The 14,839-nt window shown below is 72.7% G+C and carries 5 protein-coding genes; 3 read left to right on the forward strand and 2 right to left on the reverse strand.

The genetic code is table 11. The annotated features are described in order from the left end of the window. Positions 1–6 precede the first annotated feature (6 nt). Positions 7–1,437: a sugar porter family MFS transporter gene (locus ACK1X7_RS37570; protein ID WP_390794519.1), complete on the reverse strand. Its 1,431-nt coding sequence runs from the start codon at positions 1,435–1,437 to the stop codon at positions 7–9. 889 nt (positions 1,438–2,326) lie between these two features. Further along, positions 2,327–3,112, reverse strand: a complete 786-nt coding sequence (locus ACK1X7_RS37575) for a FadR/GntR family transcriptional regulator (protein ID WP_385141417.1) — start codon at positions 3,110–3,112, stop codon at positions 2,327–2,329. Between the two features lie 570 nt (positions 3,113–3,682). Here ACK1X7_RS37575 and ACK1X7_RS37580 point away from each other — a divergent pair. Genes ACK1X7_RS37580 through ACK1X7_RS37590 form a run of 3 tightly spaced genes read left to right on the forward strand, consistent with a single transcriptional unit; the run spans position 3,683 to position 14,777 of the window. Then, complete coding sequence (locus ACK1X7_RS37580) at positions 3,683–8,713, forward strand: type I polyketide synthase (protein WP_413116309.1); 5,031 nt, start codon at positions 3,683–3,685, stop codon at positions 8,711–8,713. Between the two features lie 35 nt (positions 8,714–8,748). After that, the gene (locus ACK1X7_RS37585) at positions 8,749–14,172 is read left to right on the forward strand and encodes an SDR family NAD(P)-dependent oxidoreductase (protein WP_413116310.1); all 5,424 of its coding nucleotides are present in this window, start codon (positions 8,749–8,751) and stop codon (positions 14,170–14,172) included. Then, positions 14,169–14,777: a nuclear transport factor 2 family protein gene (locus ACK1X7_RS37590; protein WP_413116311.1), complete on the forward strand. Its 609-nt coding sequence runs from the start codon at positions 14,169–14,171 to the stop codon at positions 14,775–14,777. Before ACK1X7_RS37585 ends, ACK1X7_RS37590 begins: the two co-directional genes overlap by 4 nt. Positions 14,778–14,839: the final 62 nt, after the last annotated feature.

Raw genomic sequence — 14,839 nt, forward strand, 5'->3', positions numbered from 1 at the left:
GCCCTCCTATGAGTTCATGGCCTCGAGCGACCTGCCCTTCGTCTCCCTCACCCACATGAGGACGAACGGGATGGAGAGCGCGGCACAGACGGCGTAGATCACGTAAGCGCCCGACAGGCTCCAGTCCGCGAGGCTGGGGAAGCTCACGGTGATGAGCCAGTTGGAGGCCCATACCGCCGTCGCGGCCAAGCCCAGGGCCGCGGCCCGGATGCGGTTGGGAAACATCTCGCCGAGCAGCACCCACAGCACCACGCCCCAGGAGAGGGCGAAGAACAGCACGAAGGAGTGCGCGGCGATCAGCGCTGTCGTGCCCTGTGCGTCAGGGATGGTGACCTTGCCGCCGGGGCCGCTCCGGTAGGAGAAGGCCCAGGCGACGAGGCCGAGCGAGACCGCCATGCCGACGGAGCCGATCAACGCGAGGGGCTTGCGACCGATCCGGTCGACAGCGGCCATCGCGATGGCGGTTCCGATGAGGTTGGTGATCGACGTGGTGAACGAGTAGAAGAACGAACTTGACGGGTCGATACCCACGGACTGCCACAGTGACGACGCGTAGTACATGATCACGTTGATGCCGCAAAGTTGCTGAAAGGCGGCGAGGCCGATACCGATCCAGACGATCGGGAGGAGACCGAAGCGTCCGCCGAGCAGGTCCTTGAAGACCGGCTTCCGCTCGCTGGACACGCTCTGCTCAATCTCGGCGATACGGGCGTCCGGATCGGCGGCCGGCCCCTCGACCCGGAGGAGCACCCGCTTGGCGTTGTCGCGCCGGCCCACGGAGATCAGATAGTGCGGCGACTCCGGGATCATGACGGTGAGGATCCCGTAGAGGGCCGAGGGGATCGCCATGATGCCGAGCATCCACTGCCATGCCTCGTATCCGGCGATCTCACCGCGCTGTTCGCCGTTCGCGGCGCTGAGTACGCCCCAGTTGATGAGTTGGGAGACAGCGATACCGATGACGATGCCGGCCTGCTGGAAGGAGGCGAGTCTCCCGCGATGCGCCGACGGTGAGATCTCCGCGATGTAGGCGGGTCCGATCACCGAGGCCATGCCGATCCCCACCCCGCCGATTACGCGCCACGCCACGAGGTCCCATAGCCCGAACGGCAGAGCGGAGCCGACGGCGCCGGCGGTGAACAGCGCGGCGGCGATCCGCATGGTGGGGACTCTGCCGATGTGGTCGGCAAGACGCCCCGCGGCGGCCGCACCTATCACGCCGCCGATGAGCGCGGATGCCACCACCTGTGCGAGAGTCCCCGAGCCAATGGCGAAGCGGTCCCGGAGGGCCTCCACCGCGCCGTTGATGACCGCGCTGTCGTATCCGAACAGGAAGCCGCCCATCGCGGCCGCGGCGGCAATGAAGATCACATGGCGTAGATCGCCCGTTGGTGCCCCATGACCTGAGGTCGGCTTCGTCCTGGTTGTATTGGTCATGCCGTTTCCTTCGGTTCAGTCCAAAATGTCGGGCATGCTAGTTGCGGCCCTGCCCTTAGGGCGTAGGGCAGTGAGGCGCATGGGGCCGCCGGCCCGGCTGGGGTGATGGTCGGGCGATCGGGAGTGTCGGCCGTCCGCCGTGGAAACCCTCAAAGTGGGGACAAGGGCAGTTGGGCAAGGTGGCGTCGTGGGCCGAACGCCTGCTGGAGCTTGGCCGTTGCTGGGCCGCTCGATGCGATGCCGGTCTTGCCGGTCAGCCGAGTGGGATCCGGCACCGGGGATGGTGCTGTAGCGGGCCTCGGCGAATAAGGCGCGGCGCGACGGGTCGGCGTCGACTTGACCGATCCATGCGGCAGGGCGCCAAGGAGGGGCGAGGGCCGTCGTGGTGGTTGACTCCGGCCCCCCAAAGCCGTGACGCATGGCTGATCCGGCGGCCAGATGTTCCGGGTGGACGGGAACTACTCAAGGCGGGTCTTCGGGCGGGGCACCGTGAACACGACGTCGCCGATGCCCGGGCAGTTGGGTCCGGGCGGCTGTGCCCGGACGGGGACTGTGGTGCGGATCTGTGCACTGCTGAGGAACACGGCCAACGTGCCTCTCTCTTCGGGACCAGGCCGGCCACACCGGTCGGGGAGGAGGAGTGACACACCGCCGGTCTGACCGGTTATACCGCTAGCTCTCTTTTCCCCTGCGCGGTGTCGGTCTGTCAAGACATCGACCGCCGTCACTTGCGCGTGAATCCTGAACAAGGGTGCTGTGACGACACGGGCTCGACGGCCAGGTCCCGGCAGCAGCACAGCTCGCGTCCGAGATCACTCCGCACACGGCGGGAGATCGAGCCCCCTGGTCACCGATGGAGAGTGGTGGAGGCAAAGGCGACCGGGAGGGATCAGCGTCCGCCCGTCAGCTCCTCCTCGAGTCGGGCGACATCGATGCCCCGACCCGCCAGAACGTCCTCCAGCGGGACGTCCAGGTCCTCTCCATAGAGGTCCAGGGCCAGCCGCAGATGTTCGGACATGCCGCCCCGGGCGGCCTCCGCGTCCCGCCGGGCGATGCGCTCATAGATGGTCACGTGCCAGGGGTCGGCGGCCCGCAACACCTCGCTGTCACTCAGGCTTCGCAGCATCAGGCCGTACACAAGCGGGCGAATCGCCCCGAACATCACTACGATGACCGGATTGCCGCTGGCCCGGGCCACCGCCTCGTGGAACGCGAGATCCGTACGGGCGAGCTGCTGGAGGGTGCGGGCGGCCTGGTGCCGCTCCAGCGCCGCACGGATCTCTTCGATCTGTTCGTCGCTCCCGTACTGCGCGGCCATCCCGGCCGCCTGGCACTCCAGCATCGTGCGCGCGGTGACAAGGTGTCGCGGCGTGACACCGGTGCGCTGCGCCAGCCGGGTCAGCGGCCGGGCCAGATCGCTGGCCACCACCCCGCGTACGAACGAGCCACGTCCGGGATAGATCTCGATGTACCCGCGTTCCTGTAGGCCGCGGAGCGCTTCGCGGATTACGGGCCGGCTGACCTTGTACTCGGCACACAGCGTCCGCTCGGACGGCAGTCGGTCCCCGACCTTGAGCGCACCGCTCAGGATCCGCTGTTCCAACTGGATCAGCACCTGCTCCTGGCTGACGTACGGCGGCGGTGCGCCGAAGTTCGCCGGGGTGTCCGATGTCATGGCGTGCTGACCTCCTCAAGGCTCCCGGGTAAGGATAGACCGGCATGACCACAGTCAGCCGGGCGGTTGCGAAGCCTGGGCCGGAGCAGGCGTGCGGGTGCGTGGCGCCGCTGCCCGATCCGCCGGAGCTCCGGTGCGGGCGCCACGGTCATGACGGGCCGCCGCCGGACGCGGATGCGGCAGCAGTCCTGTCGCCCGAACCTCGGCCGGAGTGCATTAACTGTATGAGCCCTTATGGCGATTCCGGGTTGCGCCGACGGAAGCACAATCTCCGAGACTAGGTCTTTATATAAAACCTTCAGCGTGCCTTTTGGCGGCATGCCTCGGTGATATAGGTTCTATGACCAAAGACATTGCGGTTGGTCTGTGTGGACAATCTCTTTGTAGGCGCTTTCATGATTTCGACCATGTCGGCTTGAATTAGCGGACTGCCTCAGGTGTGGTCGCTCGGCGAGGTGCCCTGTCGCTGCTGATGATTTGCTGTGACCCGCCCTGTCAAGAAGGCATCGCATATGCATGTGCTGCTTTTCTGCTTGCGGGGTACCTTGTTTGACTTCCGGGAGGATTCGGATGGTGGGCAACGACAAACTGCTCGACTACCTCAAGCGGGTCACCACGGAACTCGACCTGACCACCGAACGCCTCCGGGCGACCGAGGAACGCGGGCGTGAGCCGATTGCCATCATCGGGATGGGGTGCCGCTTCCCCGGCGGGGTGGATTCACCGGAAGACCTATGGCGACTGATGATCGAGGGCCGGGACGTCGTGTCGGACTTTCCGACCGACCGCGGCTGGCCGCTCGCGCCGCCGGACGCCGTCGTACTGCCCGGTGAACCCGGTGTATCCGCGGCCGTCCCCATCCGCCGCGGTGGGTTCCTGGCCGGTGCCGACGAATTCGACGCCGGGTTTTTCGGCATCGCACCGCGCGAGGCGCTCGCGACGGATCCACAGCAGCGGCTGCTGCTGGAGATCGCCTGGGAGACCTTCGAACGGGCGGGGATCGACCCCGAGTCGCTGCGGGGCAGCCGCACCGGGGTGTTCGCCGGGACGATGGGCTCGGACTACGCCCTCTCCGCGGTCCCCATACCGACCGACCTCACCGGGCACCTCGTCACCGGGGCCTCGGGCAGTGTCGTCTCGGGGCGCATCTCCTACACCTTCGGTCTGCGCGGCCCCTCGATGACCGTGGACACCGCTTGTTCCTCGTCCCTGGTCGCTCTGCACCTGGCGGCACAGTCCCTGCGCTCGGGCGAGTGCGATCTGGCGCTGGCCGGCGGGGTGTCGGTGATGTGTACCCCGGCCGTCTTCGAAGTGTTCGCCCAGCACGGCGGCCTCGCACCGGACGGGCGCTGCAAGTCCTATGCCGCCGCGGCCGACGGAACCGGCTGGAGCGAAGGGGCCGGTGCGCTGCTGGTGGAACGGCTCTCGGACGCGCGACGCAACGGTCATCGGGTACTGGCAGTCCTGCGCGGCTCCTCGGTCAACTCCGACGGCGCGTCCAACGGCCTCACCGCCCCGAACGGGACGGCACAGCAACAGGTCATCGAGGCGGCGGTGGCCGCGGCCGGACTCTCCATGGACGACGTCGACACGGTGGAGGGGCACGGCACCGGCACCAGGCTCGGCGACCCCGTCGAGGCGCGCACGCTGCTGGCCACGTACGGCCGCGACCGGCCGGCCGAACGGCCGCTGTGGCTGGGGTCGGTCAAGTCGAACCTCGGCCACACGCAGGCGGCGGCAGGCGTGGCCGGCGTGATCAAGATGGTGCTGGCGATGCGGCACGGAGTGCTGCCCGGCACCCTGCACGTGGACGAACCCAGCGACCAGGTGGACTGGTCGGGCGGCGCGGTCCGGCTGCTCACCGCGTCACGGGCCTGGCCGGAGACGGACCGGCCACGGCGGGTGGGAGTCTCGTCGTTCGGGGTGAGCGGCACCAACGCCCATGTCGTGCTCGAAGAGGCGCCACCGGCGACAGTGCTCGAAGAGGCGCCACCGGCGACCGTACTCGAACAGGCGCCACCGGCGGACTTGCCCGGACAGGCGCCGCCGCCCCCCGCCGAGCGACGCCGCACACCGCACGTCGTCGTGCCCTGGCCGCTCTCGGCCCGTTCACCGGAGGGGCTGCGCGCCCAGGCCGAGCGTCTGCGCGCGCACGTACGCGAACACGACCGGCGCCCGGCCGACGTCGGCTACTCGCTCGCGCTGACCCGCACGGCCCACGACCACCGTGCCGTCGTGCTCGGGAACGACCGGACGTCCCTCCTGGAGGGTCTGGGCGCGCTCGCCGAGGAGTCCGGGCACGGTGTTCACCTCATCCGGGGGCGCCGGGCGGAGGCGGCGCGGCGGCCGGTCCTGGTCTTTCCCGGCCAGGGCACGGAGTGGGACGGGATGGCCCGCGAACTGCTGGACGCGGAACCGGTGTTCGCGGCCCGGATGGCCGAGTGCGCCACCGCGGTCGGCGAATACGTCGACTGGTCGCTGCTCGACGTGGTGCGGGGCGTCGACGGCGCGCCGGGACTCGACCGGGTGGATGTGCTCCAGCCGGTGCTGTTCGCGACGATGGTGTCGCTGGCGGGCCTGTGGCTGTCGTACGGGGTGACGCCCGCGGCCGTGGTCGGGCACTCCCAGGGCGAGATCGCGGCCGCCTGTGTGTCGGGGGCGCTGTCCCTTCGGGACGCGGCGCGCGTGGTCGCCCTGCGCAGTAAGTCGTTGCGGCGGCTGTGCGGCCTCGGCGGGATGCTCTCCGTGGTGGCGGCGGCCACCGAGACGGCGGAGCTGCTGGAGCCGTGGCGCGAGCGCCTGTGGGTCGCGGCGGTCAACGGGCCGACGGCCGTGACGGTCTCCGGCGACGCCGCCGCCCTGGACGAGTTCGAGCGCGAACTCTCCCGCCGGGGCATGCTGCGCTGGCGCGTCCCGGGAGTGGACTTCGCCGCGCACACGGGCCACGCCGATCTGCTGCGGGAGGAGATCGAGGCGTCCCTCGCGGGCATCGCACCGCGCGGTGCGGCCGAGATCCCGTTCTACTCCACGGTCACCGGCGGCCGTCAGGACACATCGGGCCTCGACGCCGGCTACTGGTTCCGCAACCTGCGCCGGACCGTCAGGCTGGACACCGCCGTACGCGCCCTGCTCGACGCGGGACACGGCCTGTTCGTGGAGGTCGGCCCGCAGCCCGTGCTGACGATGGGCATACAGGACCTGATCGACGAGTCCGGCCGGGACGCCGCCGTCGTCGGCACGCTGCGGCGCGGCCACGGCGGCCGGGAGCAGTTCCTGTCCGCCGTCGCCGAGGTCCATGTGCGCGGGGGCGCCGTCGACTGGCGCGCCGCCTTCACCGACGCCGAACTCGTCGACCTGCCCACCTACGCCTTCCAGCGCAAGCGCTACTGGCTGGCCGACGAGCGCGGCCGGGAGGAGTGCGGCCGGGAGCAGCGCGAGCGGACTGAGAGCGAGCGGACGGAGACCGCGCCCGCGGCGCTGACGGCGGACGCGGCGGCCCGGCCGTTCTGGGACCCCGTGGACCGCGGCGACCTGCCCGCGCTGACCCGGCTGCTCGGCGTCACGGGTGACACCCCGTTGGAGGCGGCACTGCCCGCCATCGCCGCCTGGCACCGGCAGGCCCAGGAGCGGGCCGCCGTGGACTCCTGGCGGTACCGGATCGCCTGGACGCCCCTGGCGCCCGCCGGGACGCGGGCCCCGCAGGGCACCTGGGTGACCGTCCTGCCGGAGGCGCACGAGCAGGACGAACGGGTCCGAGCCGTGCTCGCCCGCCTGGAGGACGGCGGCGCGGAGGTCAGGACGGTGACGCTGTCGACGTACGACGCGGACCGCCGGCGGATCGCCGAACGGCTGCGGGACGCGCTCGGCGGCCCCCAGCCGGTCGCCGGAGTGGTGTCACTGCTGGCCCTGGCCGAGGAACCCCACCCGGACCACCCCGCGCTCCCCACCGGAGTGGCGCTGACGCTGGCCCTGGCGCAGGCCATGACGGCGGAGGCCAGGAGCACGGCGAAACTCTGGTGTCTGACCTGGGGTGCGACGTCCGCCACCGGCCGGGCGCCCAGCCCCGCCCAGGCGCAGATCTGGGGCCTGGGACTCGCGGTCGCGCAGGAGCACCCGAGGCTGTGGGCGGGCCTGGTCGATCTGCCCGCCGCGCCCGACCCCGCCGCCGAGGCACGGCTGAGCGCGGTCCTGGCGGGCGGGACCGGTGAGGACCAGATCGCGCTGACCGCGTCGGGCGCGACGGCCCGCAGACTGGTCCGGGCCGGCGCCCCGGAGCGCGCCGGCGAGCCGTGGCGGCCACGGGACACCGTCCTGGTCACCGGCGGCACCGGAGCGCTGGGCTCACACGTCGCCCGGTGGGCGGCCCGCAACGGCGCCCGGCACGTGGTGCTGCTCAGCCGCCGGGGCGCCAAGGCCCCGGGTGCCGCCGAACTGGCCGCCGAGCTGGCCGAGTCCGGCGCCACGGTCGCGTTCGAAGCCTGCGACACGGCCGACCTCGCCGGGCTCGCCGAGGTGCTCGCCCGCATCCCCGAGGAGACACCGCTGCGCGCGGTGGTGCACTCCGCCGCCGTGAGCGGCGACCACGCGCCGATCTCGGAGACGACGGTCGAGGAGTTCGCCGAGGTGGTCACCGGAAAGGCCGTGGGCGCGGCCAACCTGGACGCCCTGCTCGCCGACACCCCGCTGGACGCCTTCGTCCTGATGGCCTCGCTCTCCGGCGTACTGGGCGGGGGCGGCCACAGCGCCTACAGCGCGGCCAACGCCCATCTCGACGCCCTGGCGGAACGGCGCCGGGCCGCCGGACGGCCGGCCACGTCGATCGCCTGGGGCGGCTGGACCGAGACCGGTCTGTCGGACACCCCGGACGAACTCCGGGAGCTGTTCCACCGGCTCGGGGTCAGGGCCATGCCCCCCGGCCCGGCGATCACCGCGCTGAGCCGGGCCGTCGCGGACGGCACGCCGACGTCGGTGGTGGCGGACCTGGACTGGTCGCTGTTCATCCCCGCGTTCACGGCCCTACGGCCGAGCCCGCTCGTCGCGGACTTCGCCGGCGGCCCGCCGACCGACGGCCCGGACCGGGCGGCGCCGCTGCGGGAACGGCTGGCCGGGCACTCCCCGGCCGAACAGGAGGACATCCTGCTCGACCTGGTGCGCGAACGCGCCGCCGGCGTGCTGCGCCAGCCGGAACCGGAAGCGGTCGAGGTCGACCGCAGCTTCCGTGGCCTGGGCTTCGACTCGCTGATGTCCGTCGAACTGCGCAACCGCCTCAACGCCGCCACCGGACTGCGGCTGCCGACCACCGTGGTCTTCGAGTCCCCGACCCCGCAGGACCTCGCCCGCCGACTGCGCTCCGAACTCGCGCCGACGGACGACACCGGAGCGCCGGTGGCCGCCTTCGCCGAACTGGACCGGCTGGAAGCCGGTCTGAACACCACCGCCTTCACCGCCGAGGGGCGGGCCCGGGTCACCGCCCGCCTGGCCGCCCTCGTGGCGAACTGGACCGCCGCCGCCCCCGGCGGCGAGGCGGCCGAGGTGATCCCGGAGGGGGCCGGCGACGAGGAGATGTTCCGGTACCTGCACGACAACTTCGGCATCTCCTGACACCAGCCGGCCGACCCACCGACCGAGGAACGACCATGTCCCAGGACGACCGTCTCCGGCGTCTCCTGCGCGAGACCGCCGCACAACTCCACCACACCCGGCAACTGCTCACCGAGGCCCGGGCCCGCCCGCTGGAACCCGTGGCCATCGTCGGCATGGCCTGTCGCTACCCCGGCGGCGCCGACTCGCCCGAACGGCTGTGGGAGCTGGTCACCACCGGAGCCGACGCCATCTCCGCGTTCCCCGCCGACCGCGGCTGGCCATCGCCCGGTGCCGGACCCGGCCAGGGCGGATTCCTCCATGACGCGAGCGGGTTCGACCCGGAGTTCTTCGGCATATCGCCGAAGGAGGCGACCGGGATGGACCCCCAGCAGCGACTGCTGCTGGAGACCGCGTGGGAGGCCGTCGAGCGGGCCGGGATCGATCCCTCGACCCTGCGCGGCAGCCGCACCGACGTGGTGGTCGGCGGCGCCTTCACCGGTTACGCGCTCAGCACCATGGGCGCCTTCGACGGGTCGGAGGGCGACGCGGTCACCGGCAGCTCGACGTCCGTGCTGTCCGGCCGGATCTCCTACACCCTCGGACTGGCCGGCTCCGCCGTCACCCTGGACACCGCCTGCTCCTCCTCGCTCGTCGCCCTGCACCTCGGCATCCGCTCACTGCGTGCGCACGAGTGCGACCTCGCGCTGGTCGGCGGAGTCACCGTGACCGGATCGCCGACGCCGATCGCCGAGTTCGCCCGGCAGGGCGGCCTGGCGGCGGACGGGCGGTCCAAGGCGTTCGCCGACACCGCCGACGGCATCGGCTGGGGCGAGGGCGCCGGCCTGCTGCTGGTCGAGCGGCTCTCCGACGCCCAGCGGCACGGGCACCCCGTGCTGGCCGTGGTACGGGGCAGCGCCACCAATCAGGACGGCGGGTCCAACGGCATCACCGCGCCCAGCGGTGCCGCGCAGCGCGCCGTGATCCAGCAGGCGCTGGCCGACGCGGGCCTGTCTCCGGCGGACGTGGACGCGGTCGAGGCCCACGGCACCGGTACCAGCCTCGGCGACCCCATCGAGGCCCAGGCGCTGCTGGCCACCTACGGACAGCACCGGCCGGCCGAACGGCCGCTGTACCTGGGGTCGGTGAAGTCGAACCTCGGTCACACCCAGGCGGCGGCGGGCGTGGCCGGGGTGATCAAGATGGTGCAGGCGATGCGGCACGGCGTACTGCCCCGCACCCTGCACGTCGGGCAGCCGTCGTCCCATGTCGACTGGACGGCCGGTGCGGTGGAACTGCTGCGCGAACAGCGGGCCTGGCCCGAGACCGGCAGGCCCAGGCGGACCGCGGTGTCCTCGTTCGGCATCAGCGGCACCAACGCACACGTCGTACTCGAAGAAGCGCCCGTGACCGACGCGCACGACACCGCCGTGGCCGACACCGCCGTGGCCGAGGAATCCCCCGGCCCGCTGCCGCTGCCGTGGGTCGTCGTGTCGGCGAAGAGCGAGCCAGCGCTGCGCGCGCAGGCGGCGAAGCTGCACGACCACCTGGACCGGCGACCGGGAGCGACCGTCCCCGACGTGGCCCGTGCGCTGGTGACCAGCAGGTCGCTGTTCGACCACCGGGCCGTGGTCACCGCCCACGACCGGGGCGAACTGCTGGCGGGCCTGCGCTCGTTGTCCCAGGGGACGCCGGCCGACCGGGTGGTCACCGGCGTGGCCGGCCGCGCCCGGACGGCGGCGCTGTTCACCGGGCAGGGGTCGCAGCGGCCCGGCATGGGGCGTGAGCTGTACGAGCGGTTCCCCGTGTTCGCCGAGACGTTCGACGCGCTGTGCGACCGGTTCGACGCGCTCCTGCCCACTCCGCTGCGCGAGACCGTCTTCGCCGAGCCCGGCACCCCCGAGGCAGCCGCGCTCGACCTCAGCGGCTTCGCGCAGCCGGCGCTCTTCGCCGTGGAGGTGGCGCTGTACCGGTTGTACGAGTCGTTCGGCCGGACCGCGGACTTCGTGCTCGGGCACTCGCTCGGCGAGATCTCCGCCGCGCACGTGGCAGGCGTACTGTCCCTGCCGGACGCGGCGCGGATGGTCGCGGCGCGCGGTTCCCTGATGCAGGAACTGCCGGGCGGCGGGGTCATGAGCGCGGTGCGCGCGGGCGAGCCCGACGTACTGGCGGTGCTGAGGGACCTGCGCCGGCCGGTGGACATCGCCGCCGTGAACGGCCCCGACTCGGTGGTGGTGTCCGGCGCCGAGGACGAGGTGGTCCTGGTGGAGCACGCCGCGTCCGCCCGGGGCTGGAAGACCACGCGGCTCGCCGTGACGCACGCCTTCCACTCGGCGCTGATGGACCCCATGCTCGACCGGTACGCCGAGGTGCTGTCCGAGGTGTCCTTCGGCGAGCCGGTCACCGGGTTCGTGTCCACGACCCGGGGCCGGGTGGTGTCCGGCGCGGAACTGGGCAGCGCGGAGTACTGGCTCGACAACGTGCGCCGCACGGTGCGGTTCGCCGACGCGGTGCGCGCACTCGACGCGACAGGCGTCGGCACCTACCTGGAGATCGGCCCGGACGCGGTGCTGTCCTCGCTGGCGCAGGACTGTGTCCCGGACCCCCGGCGCGCCGTGTTCGTGGCCACGCAGCGCCGGGACGAGGGCCAGGCGGAGACGTTCGAGCGGGCGTTGGCCCGGCTGATCGTGCGGGGCGGCCAGGCACCGGCGCCGAGTCGGGCCGAGGGCGCCCGGCGTCGGCACGTCGAGCTGCCCACGTACGCGTTCCAGCGCGACCGGTACTGGCTCGGCTCGACGCTCCCGTACGCCGCGCCCGCCGACGACGGGCCGGACTGGCACTACGGGATCACCTGGCAGCCGCTGCCCGCCGCGCACCCGGCCCCGCCCCTCGGCGGCACCTGGCTGCTCGTCCTCCCCGTGGACGGCGCCGCCGGCGACGGCGTCGCCTCGGCCCTCACCGCCGCCGGCGCCCATGTGTCGCGGCTGACGGTCGCCGACCCCGACCGGGCGGCGCTGGCCGACCGGCTCGGTGCGCTGCCCACGGCGCCCACCGGGATCGTGTCCCTGCTCGACGGCGCCACCGACCCGCTCCCCGGCCTCGTGGGCGTGCCGACCGGCCTGGCCACCACCCTGGTCCTGGCGCAGGCGCTCGGCGACGCGGGCCTCACCGCACCCCTGTGGTGCGTCACCGCCGGCGCGGCCTCGGTGTCCGGAGAAGCGGTCAGCGGCCCGGCGGGCGCGGCGGTCGCCGCACTGGCGAGGGTGGTGGGACTGGAGCACCCCGAACGGTGGGGCGGCCTGGTCGATCTGCCCGCCACACCGGACGGCGCGGACCTGACCGCCCTCGCGGAAGTACTCGCCCTCGACCCCGGCGAGGACCAGGTGGCGATCCGGCCGTCGGGCCGTTACGCACGCCGCCTCACCCGCACCCCCGTACCCCGGGGCCGGCAGCCGTGGCGGCCCACCGGAACCGTGCTGATCACCGGCGGCACCGGCGGGCTCGGCGGGCACGTGGCCCGCTCGCTGGCCAGGAGCGGAGCCGGGCATCTGGTCCTGCTCAGCCGACGCGGCCCGGACGCACCGGGCGCACCGGCACTCCGCGACGAACTGACCGCGCTGGGCGCCCAGGTCGACGTCGTGGCCTGCGATGTGCTCGACCGCGACGGGCTCGCCTCGGTACTGGCCGGACTGCGCGCCCACGGCAGCCCGGTGCGGGCCGTCGTGCACACCGCGGGGGCCCCGCAACCCACCCTGCCGATCGCACGGACCAACCCCGGACAACTCGCCGAGGTGATGGCGGCCAAGTCCGCCGGGGCCGTCCTGCTCGACGAGCTGACCGCCGAGGACGACCTCGAAGCCTTCGTCCTGTTCTCGTCGGCCGCCGGAGTGTGGGGGAGCGGCGAGCAGGGCGGCTACTGCGCGGCCAACGCGGTGCTCGACGCCGTGGCGCACCGGCGGCACGCGCGCGGCCTGGCCGCCACCTCGATCGCCTGGGGCGTGTGGGCCGGTCCCGGTATGGCCGAAGGAGCCGGCGACCGGTACGCCGTCCGGGGCCTGCGGCCGATGGACCCCGACCTGGCGGTACGGGCATTGCACCGGGCCGTGGCGAGCGGCGCCCCGGCACCGGTCGTCGCCGATGTGGACTGGGCCCGGTTCGCGACCGGTTACACCGCGGCCCGGCCACGCCCGCTGATCGCCGGCCTGGTCCCGCGACCCGCCCCGGCCGGCCCCGCCGCCCGGTCCGACCTGCGCGCGCGACTGGCCGGACAGTCCGGCCAGGAACAGCGGGACACACTGCTCGACGTCGTGCGGCGGGAGGTCGCCGCGGAACTCGGGCACGGTTCGGCCGACGCGATCGAGCCCGAACGGCCGTTCCATGAACTGGGCTTCGACTCGCTGCGCGCGGTCGGCCTGCGCAACCGGCTGACCGAGGCGACCGACCACCCGCTGCCCACCGGCCTGATCTATGACCACGAGACGCCGGCCGCGCTTGCCGAGCACCTGACCACGCTGCTGCGCGAGGAGACGCTGACCGGACCGGACACCGGGACCGAGGACGGCGGCGGGCTGCACGCGCTGTACCGCAGACTGGCGCTGCTGGGAAAGATGCGGGCGATCGAGTCGCTGTGCGTCGGGGTGGCGGGCCTGCGGGAGACCTACGACGACCCCGCCGACTTCGATCCGGCACCCCGCCTCGTACGCATGGCCCACGCCGACCACGGACCCACCCTGTTCGCGTTCCCGCCGTTCGCCCCCGTCGAGCCGGCGATCCAGTTCGCCCGGCTGGCCCGCTACTTCCAGGGCCGCACCAACCTCGCGGTGGTCCCGATCCCGGGCTACCGGGCCGGTGAACCGCTGGCGGCCACGGTCGACGCGCTCGTCGGGGTGCTCGTCCGGCAGGTGCTGCACGCTCGCGGCGACGGGCCGGTCGTCATCCTCGGCTACTCGTCCGGCGGCTGGCTCGCCCACGCCGTGGCCGAGGGACTGGAGGCGGCCGGCGTACGGCCCTCCGCCCTGGTGCTCCTCGACACCTACCTGCCCGACGGCATGTCCCCGGCGCTGCGCCGCGCCATGAACTACGAACTCGTGGTGCGCCGGGAGACCTTCGCCCGGCCCGACGTGACCGCCATCACCGCGTACGGCACTTACCGGCGCCTGTTCCGCGACTGGCAGCCGGGTCCGGTCGCCGCACGGACCTTGTTCCTACGGCCGCGGGACTGCGTACCCGGCTCACCGGACGAGCCCGCCGTCACGGACTGGCGCTCGCACTGGCCGCCCGGCCACGAGGCCGGTGAGGTCCCCGGCGACCACTGCACGATGGTCGGCGATCACTCCGACACCACGGCGGCGGCGGTGTGGTCCTGGCTGTCCGCGCTCCAGCCGCACGACAAGCAGCACGACGAGCAGCACGAGAAGCAGCACGAGAAGCAGCACGACGAGCAGCACGACAAGCAGAACGGCAACAGGAGGACCCCGTGAGCGAGACCCATTGGCTGCACCCAGGCGAGACGACCCAGCTCGACCACCGGATGCTGATCGAGCGGGCCGCCGTCACCGATGTGGTCGTCGCGGCCGGGCTGCTGTTCGACTCCGGCGAGTTCGAGACGCTCGGCACCCTCTACACGGCGGACGCGCTCTTCGAGATGAGCCCCGCACCCGAAGGCTTTCCCGCCACGGTCTCCACCCGGGAGCAGATCACCGACGGGCTGGCCCGGCTGTGGCAACACAACCGGGAGACGGTGGGCGTCCACTCCCGGCACGCCACCTCCAACCTGCTGGTCACCAGGCTGGGCCCGGACACGGCCGAGGTGTACTCGATCTTCACCGTCACCGGCAGCTACACCGACGGCCGGCTCGGACTGCGCCGGCTGGGGAACTACGTCGATCTGCTGCACCGCGAGGGCACGGCGTGGCGCATCGCGCACCGCCGGTTGTACATGCAGGGGCCGCCGCCGGTGTGGCCCGCCGCCGGGCGCGGTACCGATCAGCCCGGCTCCGATCAGCCCGGCTCCGATCAGCCCGGCACTGAGCAACTCGCCTCTGAACAGCGCGTTTCCGAGCAAGTCGAGGAGTCGGGGGCGTGAAGGCGACGAACGACCCGAACCCACGCACCGGCCACCCCGGCGAACCCATCGCCGTGGTGGGC

This window comes from Streptomyces sp. CY-1, from assembly GCF_047218265.1.
GTDB classification, from domain to species: Bacteria; Actinomycetota; Actinomycetes; order Streptomycetales; family Streptomycetaceae; genus Streptomyces; species Streptomyces niphimycinicus.

Coding starts and splice junctions, on each gene's coding strand:
- ACK1X7_RS37585 (WP_413116310.1), top strand. CDS start 8,749: ATGTCCCAGGACGACCGTCTCCGGCGTCTCCTGCGCGAGACCGCCGCA.
- ACK1X7_RS37575 (WP_385141417.1), bottom strand. CDS start 3,112: ATGACATCGGACACCCCGGCGAACTTCGGCGCACCGCCGCCGTACGTC.
- ACK1X7_RS37580 (WP_413116309.1), top strand. CDS start 3,683: ATGGTGGGCAACGACAAACTGCTCGACTACCTCAAGCGGGTCACCACG.
- ACK1X7_RS37570 (WP_390794519.1), bottom strand. CDS start 1,437: ATGACCAATACAACCAGGACGAAGCCGACCTCAGGTCATGGGGCACCA.